15 protein-coding genes are annotated in these 20,281 nt (G+C 64.5%); 6 read left to right on the forward strand and 9 right to left on the reverse strand.

Annotated elements, in window-relative coordinates; translation table 11 throughout:
• Positions 1-110: 110 nt before the first annotated feature.
• From LRP30_RS42355 to LRP30_RS42365, 3 genes are all read right to left on the reverse strand, one after another.
• A complete protein-coding gene (locus LRP30_RS42355; RefSeq protein ID WP_128936933.1) occupies positions 111-1,727 on the reverse strand; it encodes a phosphoenolpyruvate carboxykinase in 1,617 nt (538 codons plus the stop codon).
• 286 nt (positions 1,728-2,013) lie between these two features.
• Positions 2,014-4,611 carry a tetratricopeptide repeat protein gene (locus LRP30_RS42360; RefSeq protein ID WP_249758681.1) on the reverse strand — a complete coding sequence of 866 codons (2,598 nt, stop codon included), beginning with the start codon at positions 4,609-4,611 and terminating at the stop codon, positions 2,014-2,016.
• A 64-nt stretch (positions 4,612-4,675) separates the two neighbouring features.
• On the reverse strand, positions 4,676-5,425 hold the full coding sequence (locus tag LRP30_RS42365) for a DUF2470 domain-containing protein (RefSeq protein ID WP_128940244.1): 750 nt from the start codon (positions 5,423-5,425) through the stop codon (positions 4,676-4,678).
• A gap of 242 nt (positions 5,426-5,667) precedes the next feature.
• On the opposite strand from LRP30_RS42365, the gene LRP30_RS42370 reads away from it, so the two are divergent.
• From LRP30_RS42370 to LRP30_RS42390, 5 genes are all read left to right on the forward strand, one after another.
• Positions 5,668-6,369 (forward strand): response regulator transcription factor, encoded by a 702-nt coding sequence (locus tag LRP30_RS42370; RefSeq protein ID WP_008542552.1) that lies wholly within the window; start codon positions 5,668-5,670, stop codon positions 6,367-6,369.
• Positions 6,370-6,486: 117 nt separating this feature from the next.
• Positions 6,487-8,283, forward strand: coding sequence for a sensor histidine kinase (locus LRP30_RS42375; protein ID WP_128936935.1), 1,797 nt, complete (start codon positions 6,487-6,489; stop codon positions 8,281-8,283).
• The gene (locus tag LRP30_RS42380) at positions 8,280-8,804 is read left to right on the forward strand and encodes an HPr kinase/phosphatase C-terminal domain-containing protein (RefSeq protein WP_249758682.1); all 525 of its coding nucleotides are present in this window, start codon (positions 8,280-8,282) and stop codon (positions 8,802-8,804) included. Before LRP30_RS42375 ends, LRP30_RS42380 begins: the two co-directional genes overlap by 4 nt.
• A 133-nt stretch (positions 8,805-8,937) precedes the next feature.
• A complete protein-coding gene (locus LRP30_RS42385) occupies positions 8,938-9,339 on the forward strand; it encodes a PTS sugar transporter subunit IIA (protein ID WP_007597752.1) in 402 nt (133 codons plus the stop codon).
• Complete coding sequence (locus LRP30_RS42390) at positions 9,336-9,653, forward strand: HPr family phosphocarrier protein (RefSeq protein ID WP_091884753.1); 318 nt, start codon at positions 9,336-9,338, stop codon at positions 9,651-9,653. Before LRP30_RS42385 ends, LRP30_RS42390 begins: the two co-directional genes overlap by 4 nt.
• 173 nt (positions 9,654-9,826) lie before the next feature.
• Here LRP30_RS42390 and LRP30_RS42395 read toward each other — a convergent pair whose 3' ends face one another.
• From LRP30_RS42395 to LRP30_RS42405, 3 genes are all read right to left on the reverse strand, one after another.
• Positions 9,827-11,452, reverse strand: a complete 1,626-nt coding sequence (locus LRP30_RS42395) for a glycosyltransferase family 39 protein (RefSeq protein ID WP_128955869.1) — start codon at positions 11,450-11,452, stop codon at positions 9,827-9,829.
• An 84-nt stretch (positions 11,453-11,536) separates the two neighbouring features.
• Positions 11,537-12,304 carry a M15 family metallopeptidase gene (locus tag LRP30_RS42400; RefSeq protein ID WP_128936938.1) on the reverse strand — a complete coding sequence of 256 codons (768 nt, stop codon included), beginning with the start codon at positions 12,302-12,304 and terminating at the stop codon, positions 11,537-11,539.
• A complete protein-coding gene (locus tag LRP30_RS42405; protein ID WP_128936939.1) occupies positions 12,301-13,659 on the reverse strand; it encodes a YARHG domain-containing protein in 1,359 nt (452 codons plus the stop codon). The genes LRP30_RS42400 and LRP30_RS42405 overlap by 4 nt, the downstream gene beginning before the upstream one ends.
• Positions 13,660-13,911: 252 nt before the next feature.
• Between LRP30_RS42405 and lepA the strand changes: the two genes are divergently transcribed.
• On the forward strand, positions 13,912-15,723 hold the full coding sequence (gene lepA, locus LRP30_RS42410; protein WP_128936940.1) for a translation elongation factor 4: 1,812 nt from the start codon (positions 13,912-13,914) through the stop codon (positions 15,721-15,723).
• A 208-nt stretch (positions 15,724-15,931) separates the two neighbouring features.
• On the opposite strand, the gene LRP30_RS42415 is transcribed toward lepA, so the two are convergent.
• From LRP30_RS42415 to LRP30_RS42425, 3 genes are read right to left on the reverse strand one after another with little or no spacing between them, the layout of a single operon-like run.
• Positions 15,932-17,170 carry an efflux RND transporter periplasmic adaptor subunit gene (locus LRP30_RS42415; protein ID WP_249758683.1) on the reverse strand — a complete coding sequence of 413 codons (1,239 nt, stop codon included), beginning with the start codon at positions 17,168-17,170 and terminating at the stop codon, positions 15,932-15,934.
• 2 nt (positions 17,171-17,172) lie between these two features.
• Positions 17,173-19,536 carry an ABC transporter permease gene (locus LRP30_RS42420; RefSeq protein WP_249758684.1) on the reverse strand — a complete coding sequence of 788 codons (2,364 nt, stop codon included), beginning with the start codon at positions 19,534-19,536 and terminating at the stop codon, positions 17,173-17,175.
• A gap of 4 nt (positions 19,537-19,540) precedes the next feature.
• The gene (locus LRP30_RS42425; protein ID WP_249758685.1) at positions 19,541-20,248 is read right to left on the reverse strand and encodes an ABC transporter ATP-binding protein; all 708 of its coding nucleotides are present in this window, start codon (positions 20,246-20,248) and stop codon (positions 19,541-19,543) included.
• Positions 20,249-20,281 lie beyond the last annotated feature (33 nt).

The following is a 20,281-nucleotide window of genomic DNA, read 5'->3' on the forward strand; positions in this document are numbered from 1 at the left end:
GGAAGGATACTGGATTGCTTCGCTGCGCTCGCAATGACGGTGGAGAGATATCGCGGAAAACAAAAAGGGCGGCCTTGCGGCCGCCCTTTTGCATTCCAAGTGCTGCGATCCTACTCCGCCGCTAGCTTCACGTCCGGCGCGGCGGCGCGCACTTCAGCGTCGACCTGGGCTTCGAACTTGGCGAAGTTCTTCTGGAACATGCCGACCAGCGCACGCGCGGTCTTGTCGAACTCGTCCTTGTCCTTCCAAGTGTTGACCGGGTTGAGGATCTCAGCCGGCACGCCCGGCAGAGCGGTCGGGACCGCGAAGCCGAAATATTTGTCGGTGCGGAATTCGACGTTGCGAAGCGAGCCGTCGAGCGCAGCGGTGAGCAGCGCGCGCGTCACCTTGATCGGCATGCGGGAGCCGACACCATACTTGCCGCCGGTCCAGCCGGTGTTGACCAGCCAGCAATCGACATTGTGCCGGGCGATGAGCTCGCGCAGCATATTGCCGTAGACGCTAGGGTCGAGCGGCAGGAAGGGCGAGCCGAAGCAGGTCGAGAATTCCGGTTGCGGCTCGTTGCCGAGACCGCGCTCGGTGCCGGCGACCTTGGCGGTGTAACCGGACAGGAAGTGATACATCGCCTGCGCCGGCGAGAGCTTTGCGATCGGCGGCAGCACGCCGAAGGCGTCGGCGGCAAGCATCACCACGTTCTTCGGCTGCGGCGCACGGCCGGTGCGCGAGGCGTTCGGGATGAAGTCGAGCGGGTACGCCGAGCGCGTGTTCTCGGTCTTGGAGCCGTCGTCGAAATCGACGACGCGGGTGTCCTTGTCCAGCACGCAATTCTCGAGCACCGCGCCGAAGCGCGTCGATGCAGCAAAGATCTCGGGCTCGGCTTCCTTCGACAGCTTGATGCACTTGGCATAGCAGCCGCCTTCGAAATTGAACACGCCGTTCGGGCCCCAGCCGTGCTCGTCGTCGCCGATCAGGGTGCGGTTGGGATCGGCCGACAGCGTGGTCTTGCCGGTGCCTGATAGCCCGAAGAAGATCGCGGTGTCGTCGTTGGCGCCGACATTGGCCGAGCAGTGCATCGGCATCACGCCGCGCTCGGGCAGATAGTAGTTCAGCGTGGTGAACACCGACTTCTTCATCTCGCCGGCGTAGTAGGAGCCGCCGATCAGGACGATCTTGCGGGCGAAATCAATCGCGACGACGTTCTCCGAGCGCACGCCATGGCGCTTCGGATCGGCGCGGAAGCTCGGCATGTCGATGATAGTGAGCTCCGGCGTGAAGCTCGACAGCTCGACGGCCTCGGGGCGGATCAGCAGCGTGCGGATGAACAGCGAGTGCCAGGCGAGCTCGGTGAAGACGCGCGTCTTGATCCGGTAGGCCGGATCGGCGCCGCCATAGAGATCCTGCGCGAACAGCGTCTTGCCTTCGGCGTGCTTGAGGAAATCCTGATGGAGCGTCTCGAACTGCTCCGCGGTGATCGACTGGTTGCCGGCCCACCACATCTTCTTGTCGGTGGTGGCATCACGCACCGTGAACTTGTCCTTCGGGCTGCGGCCGGTGAACTCGCCGGTGTCGGCGCAGAGCGCACCGTCGGCGGACAGCACCGCCTCGCCTGCTGAGAGCGAGTATTGATAGAGTTGTGGCGCACCGAGGTTCCAGTGAACCTGCTTGAGATTCTTTAAGCCGAATTTGTCGGCGCCGAAGGCACCGTTGCGCACGCCCGTCTCTTGCACGAAAAAATCCTCCTAGAACCCGCGACACTTAGCGCGACCAAACTTTGGCGCCATCGCGGTCACCGTGAATATAGGCCATTTAGCCTCGGTTGGGCGACCTAATACTGATGAACGCTGGCGTTGCCAAGCTGATCCCGTAGGATTTGGTTTATTCAAAGACCGCACCAAACGTCGCGCATGTCAGCTCTGAGCAGGCGCATTCAAAAACCTCGAATGATCGCGCAACCAAACGCGCATTTGCGCGTTACACCCAGTTATTGCGACGCACAATGCCCGACGTCGCTTCCTATCGTACCTCACCTTCGCCGATGAGTGCGAACGGCCCCCACATCGCAGGGTAGGCGTTGCGCGGTGACGAGGCGTCATCGAGATAGCTTAACATCGCGCGGCGCAAGGCTTCGGCGCGACCGATCTTCGGTTCGTTCTTGAGCAGCTCGAACGTCGAGGTGGTCAAGCGCGTGGCAGCTTCCGAATCCACCGCCCAATGCGAGACCAGGAGCGCGCGGGCACCGGCATAAAAGAACGAGCGCGCCAATCCCGACAGGGCTTCGGCGCCCGGCTTGTCGCCCGCGATGGTGTTGCAGGCCGACAGCACAACCCAATCCGCATTGAGCTTGAGCTGGGCCACTTCGCTCGCGGTGAGCAGGCCGTCGTCGAGCTCCGATGGCTGATCGGGAATAGAGAGTGCAAGCGAGGGCTCACCCACTCCCTTGACGTCTCCCGCGACGAGGCCGTGGGTGGCAAAGTAGATGATGCCATATTGAGCAAGCGCTGCACGCTTGAGCGTCGTTTCGCTGGCGTCGCGACCGAGATGGATGTCGGCATCGGTCGCGCCGACATCCCTCGCCACCGCGTTCAACTCGTCCGCAGTATCCGGCAGTTGCGGCAGCGCCTGCGCCAGCCGCGCACGATCGACACCGGCACCGCGCCAGAAGTCGGTATAGGCGATGGTCGCGATGCTGCGCGCAGCGACCTTGCCGCGTGCGGCACGATGCTCGGCCGGCCCCTCCAGCGCAGGGTTGAACACGGGATAGCCGAAGCCGGTCATCGGCTTGATGCCTTGATCCCTGCGCGCAAAGGCGCGCAGCGATTTCAGGCTGATCACTGACGGCAGCACCGAGACGGCCTGACGCCGCAACAGCCAGGCGGCGCTGCGATAGCCTTCGAGCCTGTCCGGGATCGCAGCTTGCGGCTTCTCCGTGACCAGCAGATGAAACGGCAACGCGGTCAGCGCCGCTGACGGCACGACCAGCAAGTTGCGCTTGTCTTTCGTCAGCGCCTCCACCGGACCAAGCAGCGCGACATAGAGCTCGTTCGCGAGCGCAAGGTCGAACAATCCGGCTTTGCCGGAGGCATCGTGCGCCTTGCCGACGTCCAATCCCCGACGGAAGGCGGACACTTTCTGCGCCAGCGCATCTGCGCCGAGCGGGATCTCCTTCCAGTCGACGCCCTCGCGGGTGATCGCGATGACGTAGCTTTGCTTGTCGACGACAGAATAGAGCACCATCGACTCGTCGACCGACAGCAATGCCTGAATGTCCTTCACCGCCAGCGGCAGCGGGTTGGAGAGCGAGGAATAGTCGGGAAACTCGACGGCGAGGGTCTTCTGCAATCCGCTGCGCTCGCTCGCGATTGCCGCAATCCGCGCGCGGCTGCGCTGTTCGGCCGCGCGGTCGCGTTGAGCGGAAGGCTTCGACACCGCAGCGATGATCGCCTTGTCGAGCGCGTCGGACTCGGCCGCGAGATCCTGATCTTTACGCACGAGCTCGGCGAGCCGATCGCTGCCGGCGGCCAACCGCACCGCGAGCTTGTTCACGGCGGAGGCGGCAGAGGATTGCGTGCCGCGCTGGATCGCCGCGAGCGCCTCGTCCAGTGCCTTGTCGTCCGGCAGGAGATGCTGCTGCCGCGCGGAAAACAGGATCGGCAACACGACGCGCAACTGCGCACGATTGTTGGTGAGCGTCTTTTCTGCGAGCGGCAAGGCGTCGGCAGTCCGCCCGGACATCTGGAGGAAATAGGCGAAATTGCTGGTCGAGATTGCGACGTCAGGGTGATCGGAGCCGAATGCGCGCTCGCGGATCGCCAGCGCGCGGCGATACAGCGGCTCGGCCTCGGCATAGCGCTGCTGGTGCTGATAGAGACCCGCGAGATTGTTCAGCGAGCGGGCGACGTCGGGATGCTCCGGCCCCAACACCTTCTCGCGGATCGCGAGCGAACGCTTGATCGGCGCTTCGGCATCAGCATCGCGATTGAGGTCGCGATCGACCTGACCGATGTTGTTCAGGACTGTCGCAACCGCGGGATGCTCGGGCCCGGCGGCTTTCTGGTAGATCGCAAGCGCCCGCTGGAACAGCGGCTCGGCGTCGGCAAAATGCTCCTGCTTGACATAGAGCGTGGCCAGATTGTTGAGGGCCTGACCGACGTCGGGATGCTCACGCGACAAACTCTTTTCGCGCACGGCGAGCGCACGCTTGAACAGCGGCTCGGCCTCGGCGAAGCGGTCCTGCCGCTGATATAGCGCGGCGAGATTGGTCAGTTCGGACGCGACCAATGGAGTGTCGAGGCCGAGCGACTTTTCCATCAATGCGATCGCGCGCTTGTAGAGCGGCTCGGCCAGATCGTCGCTCCCCTGGCCGGCATGGACCTGACCGAGATTGTTGAGCGCAGCGGCGAGCTCGCGGCCGTTGTCGCTCTTCTCGAGGCTCGCGACCATCGCCTGCGCCAGCGGGAGCGCCTCCGAATACTTGCCGGCACTCATAAGCGCGTTGACCCTGGCGCCCTGCGCCGCGAGATTGCCCTTCTGGGCAAGGGCACCCGTGGACAGCGATGTGCTCGCCGCGAGCGCGAGACCTGCGATCAGCGCCACTCGATTCCATCTTGCCATGAACACTCTCGCTGCCGCCGTCGGACCGATCACGGTCTTGGGTCGCAGCGATGAGCGGCGACGTTCAAAGCGTTGCGCCCTGGTCCATCTTCTTGCGCGCCTCACCAGCGAGGCGGACCAGCATCTTGCGCAGTGCCGTGCCATCCGTCACCCGCTCCGGGAAGTCCAGCCGCAGCGCGGTCTGCTCCATTTGCATATCGAGGCCTTCCGGATCGCAGCCGGTGCAGCGCCAGTCGCCCTCGGCAGCGCCGAGGAGCCTTGTGGCATAGAGGTTCATGGCGTCGCGATGGTCGGCATTCATGTGCTCGACGGCGCCCTGCTCCGCCGCCAGCAGATCCTCGGCGCCGGTGAGGTCCGTGAGGAACTGCTCGGGCTTGAGGTCGACGATCCGGCCGAAGCCGGCGACCAGATGGGTTCCCGTGGGCCGGATCCGGAAGAAGGAGAAATCCTTAAACGAAACAAAGCCCTCCGCCGACGGATGGGCATTGAGATACCGTCGTTGGAGCAACTCCTTGTCGGTGCCGGCCTGTTCCGCCCGTCCGGACAGCATGATCCGGGCCCCTTCCAGGGGATCGCCGGCCACGCGCTCGTCCAGCATCAGCGAGATCCGGCTGTCCGCGAGGATGTTCCGGGTATGCACGGCGAGGCGCGAGATCAGCAGGATCGGCGAGCCATCGGGATGGCTCGCCAGATTGACCAGGGAACAATAGGGATCGCCGCTACCGGCCATCAGGGTTGCCAGCGCCCCCTGCCGCGACCGTCGCAGCAGCGATTTGGCGAGTTTCGCGGGGTCGAAATCCGGGGTCGGTTGCATCGGCTTTCTCGGGGTCAGGAGGTTGCAAGGGAGGCCTTTTTTCGGGTAAACGGGGCCAGGTTATGGGTCGAGACGCGGCGGATCTGCCGCGTTTCGTGGAACTTGGTCACACTTCAGCCTAGCTTGCATTGCTCGGTGACAAGGTTCGTATGCCGAGTTCGGCACCCATTGTATGCGGCGCATCACTGGATTGCTCGCCGTTTCAAGCCACGACCCAAACGGAAAGCAGAAAGCAGAGGCTCATGCCCACAATCGCTTTGGTCGACGACGACCGCAACATTCTCACATCCGTCTCGATCGCGCTGGAAGCCGAAGGCTACCGCATCATGACCTACACCGACGGTGCCTCCGCGCTTGACGGTTTTCGCACCACCCAGCCCGATCTTGCCATCCTCGACATCAAGATGCCGCGCATGGACGGCATGGAGACGCTGCGTCGTCTCCGGCAGAAATCCGATCTGCCGGTGATCTTCCTGACCTCCAAGGACGAAGAGATCGACGAGCTGTTCGGCCTCAAGATGGGCGCCGACGACTTCATTCGCAAACCGTTCTCGCAGCGCCTTTTGGTCGAGCGCGTCAAGGCGGTGCTGCGCCGCTCGGCGCCGAAGGATCCGACCGTCGCGCCGAAGGAGAACGATGCCAAGGCGCTCGACCGCGGCCTTTTGCGCATGGATCCGGAACGGCATACCTGCACCTGGAAGAACGAGCCGGTGACGCTGACCGTCACCGAATTCCTGATCCTCCAGGCGCTGGCGACCCGGCCCGGCGTGGTGAAGAGCCGCAACGCGCTGATGGATGCGGCCTATGACGACCAGGTCTATGTCGACGACCGCACCATCGACAGCCACATCAAGCGGCTCCGCAAGAAGTTCAAGGTGGTCGACAACGAGTTTGAGATGATCGAGACGCTCTACGGCGTCGGCTACCGCTTCAAGGAAGCCTGAGGCGGCAGGCAGCTTCACGAAAGACGAGAGCATCGCCGGTTCTGATTCCATCGGGACCGGGATCGCTCTAGGATGCGGGGACCTTCTCAACGAGCTGTCCTAACGCGGGCGTAAGCATTGCTTGACCGAACGCAGCCTGATCCAAACCAGAGCGCCGAGGATGTCGCATCCCACGGCGTTCCGGCGCACGTTGCCGAAGACAAGCCGCAGGGTTGGCGGCCGCTGAACTGGTTGAAGCGCGCCGGCCAGTTCTTCTTCGCGCTGTCCTTCTCGAGCCTGACCCGCCGCATCGTCTCGCTCAACCTCGCCGGCCTCGTCGCGCTGGTCGCCAGCATCCTGTATCTATCGCAATTCCGCGCCGGCCTGATCGACGCGCGGGCGCAGAGCCTCCTGGTGCAGGCCGAGATCATCGCCGGCGCTATCGCGGCCTCTGCGACCGTGCAGACCAATGCCATCACCATCGATCCCGACCGGCTGCTCGATCTCAAGCCGGGCGAGACCTATGGCGGCTCGGACGAATATTCGCCGCTGGACTTCCCGATCAATCCGGAGCGCGTGGCGCCGGTGCTGCGCACGCTGATCTCGCCGACCAAGACGCGCGCGCGCATCTACGATCCGAACGGCAGCCTGCTGGTCGACAGCCGCAACCTCGAAAACGTGCTGCGCTACAACCTGCCGCCACCGGCGGAGAAGCCCGGCATCGTCGAGCGCGGCATGGTCGCGGTGCGGACCTGGCTGAACCGCGGCGACCTGCCGCTCTACCGCGAGCTCGGGCCCGAGAATGGCAATGGCTACGCGGAGGTGGGTGACGCACTCCAGGGCCAGAAGCGCTCGATGGTGCGGGTCAATGCGCGCGGCGAGGTGATCGTCTCGGTCGCGGTCCCCGTGCTGCGCTCGCGTGCCATCCACGGCGCCTTGATGCTGTCGACCCAGGGCGACGACATCGACCAGATGGTCACCGCCGAGCGCCTCGCCATCCTGAAGGTCGGCGGTGTTGCCGCAACGGTCATGATCATGCTGTCGCTGCTGCTTGCCAGCACGATCGCAGGTCCGGTGCGCCGGCTCGCCGACAGCGCCGAGCGCGTCCGCCGCCGCATCAAGGCCCGCATCGAGATCCCCGATTTCACCCGCCGCCGCGACGAGATCGGCCACCTCTCCGGCGCGCTGCGCGACATGACCAGCGCGCTCTACAGCCGCATCGAGGCGATCGAGATGTTCGCCGCCGACGTCGCCCATGAACTGAAGAACCCGCTGACCTCGCTGCGCTCGGCGGTCGAGACGCTGCCGCTAGCGCGCAACGAGACCAGCCGCGCACGCCTGCTCGAGGTGATCGAGCACGACGTCAAGCGGCTCGACCGTCTGATCTCGGACATCTCGGACGCCAGCCGCCTCGATGCCGAATTGCAGCGCCAGGATGCGATCCCGGTCGACTTGCGCCGCCTGCTGACGACGCTTGCGTCCGTCGCCAACGAGACCAAGCTCGGCCACGACGTCGCGGTCGAGACCCGCTTCGAGGGCCGCGGCCCGACCGACACGTTCGCCGTGACCGGCCACGATTCGCGGCTCGGACAGGTCGTCTCCAACCTGCTGTCCAACGCGCAATCGTTCTCGGAAGCCGGCAGCAAGGTGCGCCTCGCCTGCCGCCGCGTGCGCGGCGAGATCGAGATCGTGGTCGACGACGAGGGCCCCGGCATCCGCGACGACGCGCTGGAGCGCATCTTCGAGCGCTTCTACACCGACCGTCCGCATCAGGGCTTTGGCCAGAACTCCGGCCTCGGATTGTCGATCTCCAAGCAGATCGTCGATGCCCATGGCGGGCGCATCTGGGCCGAGAACCGCGCAGGCCCGCTCGATGCCGACGGCGCGCCGACGGTCACGGGCGCGCGGTTCGTGGTGAGGCTGCCGGCGCTATGAGCGACGGCGGCCCCAGCGTGCACGCCTCCGCCGTCAAGGTCGGGAATTTTGCCGTGCTGATCCGCGGTCCCTCGGGCTCCGGCAAGTCGCGCCTTGCCTTCGATTTGATCATGGCCGGCCGGTCGGGCCTGATCGAAAGGGCCGTTCTGGTCGGGGATGACCGTGTCCATCTGGCGACAGTCGGCCATGAAATTGAAGTCCGCCCCGCTCCGGTATTGGCCGGCCTGATCGAGATCCGGGGCTTGGGAATCCGCCGCTGCGACTTCGTGGAGCATGCGACGGTCGGCCTAGTGGTCGATCTGGACGCGGCGGACGCCGAGCGCCTGCCTGCGACAGAATCGCTGAAAACCAGCATTTCTGGTGTCGAAATACCGCGAATCCCCGTTAGCCGCGGCTATTCGCCCCTCCCATTGGTTGTTGCGGCCTTGACCACTACCAAGAGTTCATCTTCCGTTAAGCCCTCAGCCGATTGTTTGAAGGGAAATGGTAACCATATGAACCCCACTATCGCGACCGAATAGACCGGCGCAGCTCCCCTCATCCATCCGTCTAGATTCAGGGAGATACGCAACATCCCCTCTTGCGCAGGGGCTCTGGATGGTCAAAGTGGCGCGTTCGTGCGGCGCACCAAAAGCGCCCGCGAGGAGTTTTCCGATGATTGGTCTAGTACTTGTGACCCACGGGCGCCTTGCCGACGAATTCAAGGCAGCGCTTGAGCATGTCATGGGCCCACAAAAGCAAATCGAAGCGATCACGATCGGTGCTGAAGATGATTCCGATCTCTGCCGAAGCGACATCATCGAGGCGGTTAACCGCGTCGATTCCGGCGACGGCGTCGCGATCCTTACCGACATGTTCGGCGGCACGCCGTCGAACCTCGCAATATCCTGCATGAGCCGGCCTAAGGTCGAAGTGCTCGCGGGCATCAACCTGCCCATGCTGGTGAAGCTCGCCAAGGTGCGCGAGGAGCGTCCGCTGCCCGACGCGATCGCGATGGCCCAGGAAGCCGGCCGCAAATACGTCACCATCGCCAGCCGCGTGCTCGCCGGCAAATGAGCGACGACGCGCCGCAAGCCGCAACGGGCGTGCCCGCGGGGGCGATCTCCAAAGAGCTTCTGATCATCAATAAGCGCGGCCTGCACGCCCGCGCCTCGGCGAAGTTCGTCCAGGCGGTCGAGCGCTTCAACGCGCAAGTGTGGGTGACGCGCGGCGGCGAGACCGTCGGCGGCACCTCGATCATGGGCCTGATGATGCTGGCCGCGGGTCCCGGCACGACCATCACGGTCGCGGCTGCCGGCGACGAAGCCGAAGCGGCACTCACTGCGATCACCGAGCTGGTTGAAAGCAAGTTCAACGAGGAAGGGGTTTAGGCCCTTCTCCCGCCACGCGCCGTGCTGCGCTCCCTCGCCCCGTTCTTACGGGGAGAGGATTGGGGTGAGGGGCCTCCCTCCGCGCATGAGATCGTTGTGAGACCTGTACCCCATCACCCGGATCGCAAGAGCGATCCGACCTCTCCCCGCAAGCGGGGAGAGGTAAAGAGAGCTCACTTCCCCGGCGGCACGATGTAGATGTTCCAGCTCATCGCCGGACCGGCCTTGCCGTGGGTGAAGCGACGCGTCGTCATCACCATGCGCTCGGCGTTCGGCGCGACCTCTGAGACCCACTTCTCGAACTTGGGCAGACGTTCGTCGGTCGGATCGAACACGCCGATGAAGCCGTAGGTCCTGACGTCCTCGAGCGAGGTCAGCCCGGACGCCCAGGCTTCGTTCGGCGTGAACGGGCTGGGGTGATCGGGGCTGTAGAACACCATCGGCTGAATCGTCTCCATCGTCCCGGCGACGACCGCCCAGCGCGAGGCAAAGCGCGCGTGCCAGGCCTGCGTCAGCTCGCGCGCCAGCTCCGAGCGCGCGCCATAGGTCGCCGTGTTGCCGGCATTGGCCGCCATCTCGCGTGCGGCGATCCAGGGCGAGGCGGCGAGCGTGGCGGCGCTGAGCACGAGCCAGATCGCGGCGATGTTGAACAGCACCGAGCTCTGCACCCGCAATGCGGGAATCGCGACCAGCGCCAAGGGCACCAGGAAGAACAGCGAGATGCCCCAATCGGTCTTCATGTAGATGCTGAACACCAGCGCGCCGAGCGGCGGGCCGAACGCGACGATGATCTGGATGATCCAGACGTTCAGCGCCTGCGAGAGGTTGACGCTCGGATTGGTCCCGCGCGCCCAGGCTCGCGTGATGATGCGCAAGGGCGCGCGCATGAGCAGCGTGAGCCACGGCGGCACCAGCGCCATGGCGAGCGCTGCGAGCGCGACCGGCAGGGCCAGCAACGCGAAATTATGCAGGAAGTAGCCGGCGACGAGCTGATGCACCTGGCTGCTGTCCTGGAGGCTGTAGGTGTCGCCGGCATAGGTCAGCGGCACGAAATGCGCATCCGCCAGCCAGACGATATGCGGGATCATCGCCACCACCATCGTCACGATCGCAACCCATGGCGCCGGCGACGACAGGAAGCGCAACCGCTCGGGATGGATCAGCGCGGCAAGGCCGATGGCGCCGATCATGGTCAGCACCCAATATTTGGTCATGAGCGCCAGCGCGCCGGCCAGCCCGAGCAAGACTCCGGATGGCCAGCTCCGCTTCGCGAAGGCGTTGAGATAAGCGAGCACGAGCAGCGGCAGCGTGACGAGCTGGAGCAGATCCGGGTTGTACTTGAAACCCTTGAAATTGAAGATCGGGTAGAGCGCGATCATCACCACGACCAGGAACGCACGCCGCGCGTCGACCACGCGCAAGGCAACCAGCCAGCAGATCACCATGCCGGCACTGACGGTCGCCATCGCAAGCGCATAGGTCGCCCAGTCCGCCGCCGGGAACAGCTTGAACCAGAGACCGGCGATCCAGCCCGACAACGGCGGATGCTTGCCATAACCCCAGAGGAATTTCTGGCCCCAGCCATAGGCTTCTGCGACGTCCATGTGAACGTCCTGCGCCGCCTTGAGATTGATCAGGATGAAGGTCCAGAGCACCGCATGCAGGATGGCGAGCTGGATCACCAGCCAGAGGCGGGCCTCGGGGCGGATCGCGCAGGCGACCAGCCAGGCCCGGAAGCGATGGTAACTCACCCGGGTTTTCTGACGCGCCCTGGCGGTCGGGAGGGATGTGGTTGACATGGGGCGCTTGGGTAGCGCGTTTTGCGCGCGAGTGAAATCAGCTTGGCGTGAACGAACGCTCGCTCCGCCCGGAAATCGTCGCGTTCACCGGGCCAGCAGTTCCGGGCGATATTCAAAGTGCATGGTGTCGTAGTGATACCATTTGCCGCCCCAGATGAAACCATGACGTTCGAAGATGTCGACGATCTCTTGCGGCATCCTGTTCTTGTACGGAATCGACTTTCCCCGGCCGGACCACAGCCAGTAATCGGAATATCGCAGGTTCAGGTCGATCGCGGCGGCATAGCCATGCATGCTCATCTTGCCTGTGTCGGCGACGGGCCGACACGACAGCACGCCGGCAATCGGAAAGGCGGCAGCCTTCAGCGCCGGCTCGAGCTTGTCGATTTCCGCCGACACCTCCCTGAGCCGATCGGCGACGCCGTTGATCCGCGTTACCTTAATCGCCTTGCCCCATGATCGCGGCAGCCAGACGATGGTGACGAGATTGCGCTGGACTGCGCCGGCATGGCAGTCGCCATACATCTTCCTGAAGAACGCTTCGTTCCTGAACCGTCCGGGATCGGCGTTCACTCCCGGGGCTGCGGAAACGCCAACCGGATAGGACAAACGGAGCTGGTCGATGATCGAGGCATCGCGCAGGCGCTGATCAAACGACTTGTCGTCGATGCCGTCGTCGACCGGCATTGCGGTGCCATCACGCCAGACAATTTGCTTGCCGTCGTGACCGGACAGAGCTTCGGGATAGGCGCGAACCAGCCGATCGAGAAGCTCGGCTCTGGTCTGGGCCTTCGCCGAGGCAGAGGCAAGCACGAGAATGACAACGACGTGTGCTGCCCGCAGCGCGATCATCGGCGCTTGCCGGCCTGATCGAGCAGCGCGACATTCGCCTCCTCGATCGAATTGAGCTTGGGATTCCATGTATTGGGCGAATACCATGAGAAGCGCTCAAAGCGGGCCTTGAGATCTGCCGCTTCGAAATATCGTCCGCGTCGCGCAAAGATCTCGTTGCGCGCGATACGGAGTTCGTCGTTCGAAAGCCCACGCAGATCAGCGGACGTGAGCAGGCGTCGATCGGAATCGGGAAAGATGAAGCCGCTCTGAGACGGGCCGCCGGATTCATAGCGTTCGATCAAGGCGACATTTGCCTTCTCGACGGCGCTGAGCTGAGGGTCCCAGGTCCGGGGTACGTACCAGGCGAACTTGCTGAACCTCGCCGTCAGATCTGGCGCACTGAAGTAGCGCCCTCGCCGTGCAAAGATCTCGTTGCGCGCAAGGCGCAGCTCATCCTTGCTCAGCGTCCTCAGATCGGCATCGGCAAGCAGCCGGCTATCGGAATCCGGAAACAGGAAATCCGACTGCGTCCTCGTCACCGGAGCGGAAGACGGAAGGTTTGAGGTGGGCGCTGTGACCGTCGCCGGAACGTCGACTGCCGCCACCTGCCCTGCCGCAGCGCCCGAAAAGTAGAATGAGCCGTCGATCGGCGAGGTGGAAACCCAGGGCTGCTGGGCGCTGCCGGTCGCACGCTTGACGATGAGCCCCACCTGATTGAACGTCTGCAGCACGTCGAGCCCGGGTCGCTGCATCGTTTCGACCAGCGCCCGCGTGTAGGGACTATGCCCATCGGCGCCGTCGAGCGCGACGTTTCCAGGCTGGGTGGCGTAGGAGAGCAGCGTTCCCTCCGGAGCGCGGATCTGCGCCAGGCCGCCGTCGGAGCCACGCAGCCCACGCCCACCAAACGGATTGTTCCTGCAAGCATCGAGTATGACGATGTTCAGCTTGGTTCCTGCTCCATCCATCTGGCGAAGCACCAGTGCGGCATCGACCATCTGGAAATCCACGTCGGTTTCGCGCGTCGGATTCGCCGTGATCGGCACGAGATAGTTCGCCCCGCGAACCTGGATGCCGTGCCCGGCGTAGTAAAACAAGGCGACGTCGGCGCCGATCAATTGATTGCCGAAGCGCTGGACCGCGTTGTCGAAGCCCGCCTTGTCCAGCTCGATCTGGGCACCCCCGCCGACCAGAGTGAAGCCGAGCCGCTGCAACGTATCGGCCACCAGCTGCGCGTCGTTCGCCGGGTTCTCCAGCCGCGGCACGCTCCGGTAAGCGGAGTTGCCGATGACGAGGGCGACGCGCTTTTCAGCGGCGGCCGGGAAGGCGAAACATGCGGCAAACAACAAGGCAGAAAGAATCTTCTTCCAATACATGGCCCGCTTCCATGACAGAAAGCTGGAGGAATAACAGAGCGCGCCCCTGAAATCGATGGCCGCGGAGCTCGGGAACGACCGCAGCCGCTAGAACGGGGGGCGGCCTGCGACACCGCCCCGATGCCGAAACCGAAATATTGCCCCATCCGAGCGGTTCAGCCGAGCACAGGGCTGCCGAGCGCGTCGCCCCCTGCTGCCGCGGAGGTCAAGTGAATGGTTGCCGCACGGGGATGTGAGTGGTATCCCGCGCCCATGACGACCGTCCCCATTTCCAACATCCGCAATTTCTCCATCGTCGCCCATATCGACCATGGCAAATCGACGCTGGCCGACCGCCTGATCCAGATGACCGGCGGCCTCTCCGACCGCGAGATGGCGGGCAAGGAGCAGGTGCTCGATTCCATGGACATCGAGCGCGAGCGCGGCATCACCATCAAGGCGCAGACGGTGCGCCTCGCCTACCGCGCCAAGGACGGCAAGGATTACATCTTCAACCTGATGGACACGCCCGGCCATGTCGACTTCGCCTACGAGGTCTCGCGGTCGCTGGCAGCCTGCGAGGGTTCCCTCTTGGTGGTCGACGCCAGCCAGGGCGTCGAAGCGCAGACGCTCGCCAACGTCTACCAGGCGCTCGACAACAATCACGAGATCGTCCCGGTCCTGAACAAGGTCGACCTGCCCGCCGCCGAGCCCGAGAAGATCAAGCAGCAGATCGAGGACGTCATCGGCATCGACGCCTCCGACGCGGTAATGATCTCGGCCAAGACCGGCTTAGGGGTGCCCGACGTGCTGGAGGCGATCGTCACCCGCCTGCCGCCACCAAAGGGCGATCGCGACGCGACGTTGAAGGCGCTGCTGGTCGACAGCTGGTATGACGTCTATCTCGGCGTCGTCGTGCTGGTGCGGATCGTTGACGGCACCATGAAGAAGGGCCAGCGCGTCCGCATGATGGGCACGGGCGCGGCCTATGATGTCGAGCGCGTCGGCTTCTTCACGCCGAAGATGCAGCAGGTCGACGAGCTCGGCCCCGGCGAGATCGGCTTCATCACCGCCGCGATCAAGGAGGTCGCCGACACCCGCGTCGGCGACACCATCACCGATGACAGGAAGCCGGTCGCCGACATGCTGCCCGGCTTCAAGCCGGCGATCCCGGTGGTGTTCTGCGGCCTGTTCCCGGTCGATGCCGACGACTTCGAGACGCTGCGCGCCGCGATGGGCAAGCTGCGGCTGAACGATGCCAGCTTCTCCTTCGAGATGGAAACCTCGGCCGCACTCGGCTTCGGCTTCCGCTGCGGCTTCCTCGGCCTGTTGCACCTCGAGATCATCCAGGAGCGGCTGTCGCGCGAATTCGACCTCAACCTGATCGCGACCGCGCCGAGCGTCATCTACAAGATGAAGCTCACCGACGGCACCGAGCTCGAGATCCACAATCCCGTCGACATGCCCGACGTGGTCAAGATCGCCGAGATCGACGAGCCCTGGATCGAGGCGACGATCCTCACGCCCGACGAATATCTCGGCAGCGTCTTAAAACTGTGCCAGGACCGCCGTGGCTCGCAGAAGGAGCTCACTTACGTCGGCTCCCGCGCCATGGTGAAATACGATCTGCCGCTCAACGAGGTCGTGTTCGATTTCTACGACCGCCTGAAGTCGGTCTCCAAGGGCTACGCCTCGTTCGACTATCACCTCACCGACTACAAGCCGGCCGATCTCGTCAAGATGCAGATCCTGGTCAATGCCGAGCCGGTCGATGCGCTCTCTATGCTGGTGCATCGCACCCGCGCCGAAGGGCGCGGCCGCGCCATGGTCGAGAAGATGAAGGAGCTGATCCCGCCGCACATGTTCCAGATCCCGATCCAGGCGGCGATCGGCGGCAAGGTGATCGCCCGCGAGACGGTCCGCGCGCTGCGCAAGGACGTCACCGCAAAGTGCTATGGCGGCGACATCACGCGTAAGCGCAAGCTTCTGGAGAAGCAGAAGGAAGGCAAGAAGAAGATGCGGCAGTTCGGCAAGGTCGACATCCCGCAGGAAGCTTTCATTGCCGCGCTGAAGGTGGATAGCTGAGGCGGGGCGGGCCCGTTTCAAGCGTAGCGAGATTGGTCGGTCCGGGGACGTTTGGGGCCCGAAAACAAAATTATCGAAAAACAACCCCATGCACAGTAGCCGGGGTCTTGTTTGGATTGCGCTTTTTCGATTTTACGAAATTCGTTTGACCCGTCGGGCAAAACAGGGGCATGATGGCATCATCGAACCCGTGCTTGCCGTCCTGTATCTATTCCGGACCTCTTTGCGCGATCCTCGCTCCATCGGTGATCCGGTCGCTCGGGTGCAGCACGACGCGGTCCCCGGCGGTGAGACCTAATCGAATTTCGGCCATGCGGCTGTTGCGGTGGCCGATCTGGACGAGAGTCGTTTTTGCACGATTGTTCTCGTCGGCAAAAACGGCCCACTGATCGCCTTTCCGGAACAAGGCGCTCACCGGCACGGTCAAAGCATCCTGAGCACTCCAGGTGGTGACGTGGACGATGACCCGATAGTCATGTCCGAGTGAGGCCCACGCCTCAGGCGGGTCGCTGAAATCGATGGTCACGCGGACTCGCTGCTCCTCGATGCCCAGCGCCGAGACTTTCAGGAAGCCGGCTGGGTCTACCCGGACCACCTTGCCTTTTATCGGCTTCCCGCCCCAGCCGTCGATGCGGACCGGCGCGCCGACCTTGATCTGGACCGCGTCGGTTGAGAGCAGGTCGGCCACGACTTCGAGATCGAGCGGGTTGCCGATATCGACCAGCGGCGTCCCGGGTAGGACCGTCGCCTCGCTGTCCTGGATGATCTTCAGCACCCGTCCGCTTGCCGGCGCGAGCACCCGGACGCAGCAGACCGGCTCCGCCGACGGCATGGCATTGGCCGGGTCCATCAGCCGCGCCGCCAGGCTGGTCCGCACCGCGCGACGCATGTCGACCTGCGCCTTGGCGCTGGCCAGGGCGGCCTCATTGGTGGCGACCTCGAACTTCGCCTTGTCGAAGGCCTGGGCGGAGATGGTCTGTGTCCGCGACAGCGCCTGGGCTCGCTGGAATTCGGTCCTTGAAAAGTCCAGCGCGGCTTCGATCCGCTTCACTTCTGCCTCCTGCTGCTGGATCGCCGCATCCGCGGCCAAGACTTCGGCTTGGAGCTGATCCCGCGAGCGCACGTCGATGAAGCCCGGAAGCGTCGGCTGCATCAGGGCGATGACGGTCTGGTTGGCGACGACCTCGTCGCCGACGTGAAGCGAAGGTCCCTGCTCGCCGAGCGGATGCGAAATCCTCAAGACCTTTCCCGCGATGGGCGCCGAGACCGTGTAGATATGGCGGACATGGGTTTTTCCGTCGTCATCCGCCGTGACTTCGATCGGCCCTTTCGAGACGATCGCAAGATCCACCAGAACCGGGCGGGGCCAGGCGAACCAGGCCAGGCCTCCCGCGATCGCTGCCAGGACCGCAGCACCGATGATACGTTTGGTCCACTTTGCCGGCATGGCTAGTCTCGCGTCTTGAGGACCGCGACGAGGTCCAGTTTGTCGATGCGTTCGCGGACAACGACTGCGGAGGCGACGGCCGCCAACACCACGACCGAGGTGGCGATGACGTAGGTCGAATGTTCGACGACGAGACGCACGCGCATCAGTTCGCCGGCCAGGTTCGTCTTCATGACCCAAGCGAGGGCGTAGCCCATCACCCATCCCGGCGGCTGGGCGATCAGGGTGAGGATGGCGAGCTCCAGCAGCAGGATGCGCAGCACCTCAACGCGCTTGAAGCCGAGCACGCGCAGGCTGGCCAGCTCGCGTGCGCGTTCGGACAGCGAGATGCGGGCGTTGTTGTAGACCACGCCGAAGGCGATCACGGCGGCGAGGCCGGTGTAGATGCTCGCCATCGTGGTGACGAGCAGCGCCACGGTCTTGCGGAAGTTCGCCAGCGAGACGCGCTGCAGCGCCACGCCGCCGACCGTCGGCATGGACTTCACGGCGGCGTAGAAGTCCTCCGTTCGGGTCTCGTCGAGGCTGAGATTGACGCTGGTCACGACGGGCGGCTCGCGCATCAGCTTGCGCAGTGCCGCGATCTCCATCATGCCCCTGATGCCGAAATAGTCCTCGACGGTCGCGACGACCGGCACCGTGACGGTTCGCCGGGCTCCCTCCAGCAGATCGATCTCGACGCTATCGCCGGGCCCGACGCCGAGGATGTGGGCGAGCATGCCGGAGATGGCGAGGCCCGTCTCCGGGAGCACGACCGGCCGAAGCTCGACGTCGATGATACGCCGGAGGTCGGCGTCGGCCGGCCGGCCGCTGATGACGATGCGGCGTTCGACGTTGCCGTGGCGAATCCGGACCGGCACCTCGCGGAACGGCTCGGCGGCAAGAACGCCTGGTAGCCGGTTCACCTGCTCCACGACATTCGCGATCCGCTTCTCGGCAAAGCAGACGGTTACGTCCTGCCGGTCGGCGAGGAAATAGGTCACGTCGATCAGGTGCTCCATACTGTCCCGCGTGAACAGCGAGACCACAAGGATCGCAGTCGCCAGTGCCATGCCGAGCGCGGTGAAGAAGGCCCGCACCGGATGCCGGGCAATGTTGCGGATCATCATCAGCGTCGGCTGTGACACGATCTGCTCGAGCTGGATGCGCGCCGGCAGCAGCCGCCGATAGACCGGCGGGGCCGGCGGTTGCATGGCGACGGCAGGACGCAGCTTCACCACCCCGCGTAGCGCCCGGAACGCGCCGATCGCGGCGGCAGCCGCGCTGAGCGCGCCCGCGGTGACATGGAGGTCCGGCGCCTTTGCGAACACCAGGAACGGGAAGTGGAAGAAGTCGCCGAACAGCGCGGTGATGCGCAAGCCGAGCCAGGTGCCGGCAACGCCGCCCAGGAGGATTCCGATCACGACGATCAGCGCCACGAACTTGAAATAGTGCAGCACGATGCTGCTGTCGGCATAGCCGAGCGCCTTCAGCAGACCGATCTGCTCGCGCTCGAGCGCGACCAGCCGGGTCAGAGTGAGATTGACCAGGAATGCGGCGACCAGCAGGAAGATCGGCGGCAGCGTGCGGCTCATGTTGTTGAGCATGTCGAGCTCATGATCGAGCCAGGCGTGCGAGGTCTGGTCCTTGCGGCCATGAGCAGCCTGCCCGCCATAGGGGTCGAGCAAGGTGTCGAGCCGCGAGATCACCTCGCGCTCCGAGGTGCCGGGCTGCAGCTTCACCGAGACCGCCGAAAAAGCGCCGTCGAGATCATAGACGCCGGCGAGCGCCTTCTCCGACATCCAGACGATCGCGTAGCGACGGTCATCCGGCATCAGATCGCCCGGCCCGACGGTGTAGACGAACTCGGGGGACAGCGCGGTGCCGACGATGACGAGCTCGCGCTTCTTGCCGTTCAGGATGGCCGAGAACCGCGCCCCCTCGGAGAAGCCGTGAGCCCGTGCAAACGGCTCGTTCACGACGACCTCTTCGGTCCGTCCGGCCTCAGGAAGACGTCCGGAACGCATGTAGAGTCGATTGAGGTGCGGCTCGCCGTTATCGGGCAGCGAGACGAACTGGGCGCTGGCGGGCTCGGAGAAGCCGGGAATATCCAGCAGCGCCAGCTTGGCGATGCGGGTGTCGACGACGGCGACACCGGGGATCTCGCCGATCCTGGCGGCGAGCGCCTTAGGCGCGCGCTTCGCTTGCGCGAACACGTCGGCGAAGCCATAGCGCTCGTAATAGGCGATCCGGGTCTCTTCCAGGGAACGATGGGAGCCGACCGCAAGCACCAGCGTCGCAACGCCGCCTCCAACGACCAAGGCGACGGCGAGCACCTGAGCCCAGAGCCGCCTGACGTCGCGAAACAATTTGATGTCGAGCGCTGTCATGTCGTCACCAGGTGAGCTCGGCGGCTTGCCGCCGGCTCGCGTTCTTCTGGATCCGGGAGATCCGACCGTCGGCGAAGAACAGCACCCGGTCGGCGACCTCCTGGATGCTGGCATTGTGGGTGATGATGACCGTGGTGGTGCCGAGTTGCCGGTTCACCCCGAGCAGCGCTTCGATGACGCGGATGCCGGTTTTCGAATCCAGCGCCCCGGTCGGCTCGTCGCACAGCAGCACCGCCGGTCGCTTCGCGATCGCGCGAGCGATGGCGACCCGCTGCTGCTCGCCGCCGGAGAGCTGGGCGGGGAAGTGATGCATCCGCTCCTCGAGCCCGACGAGCGCCAGCGCGTCGGCTGGCCGCATCGGGTTCCTCGCAACCTCGGTGACCAGCGCAACGTTTTCATACGCGGTGAGGCTCGGCACCAGATTGTAGAACTGGAAGACGAAGCCGACATGGTCGCGGCGATACTTCGTCAGCTCGCGATCCTCGAGATCCGTCAGGTCAAGGTCGCGGAAGAACAGCCTGCCGCCGGTCGGTCGGTCGAGGCCGCCCATGATGTTGAGCAAAGTCGTCTTGCCGCTTCCGGAGGGGCCGAGCAGCACGACCACCTCCTTCTCGGCGATTTCGAGATCCACGTCGTTGAGGGCATGCACCACCACCTCGCCCGAGACGTAGGTCTTGGTCAGCGCTTTCGCGGTGAAGACTGGCACGCCCATCGACGTCCTTTCAAGCCAGTGCCGTTCGCGGGC

It is taken from the genome of Bradyrhizobium sp. C-145, assembly GCF_023375135.1.
GTDB lineage: Bacteria > Pseudomonadota > Alphaproteobacteria > Rhizobiales > Xanthobacteraceae > Bradyrhizobium > Bradyrhizobium zhanjiangense.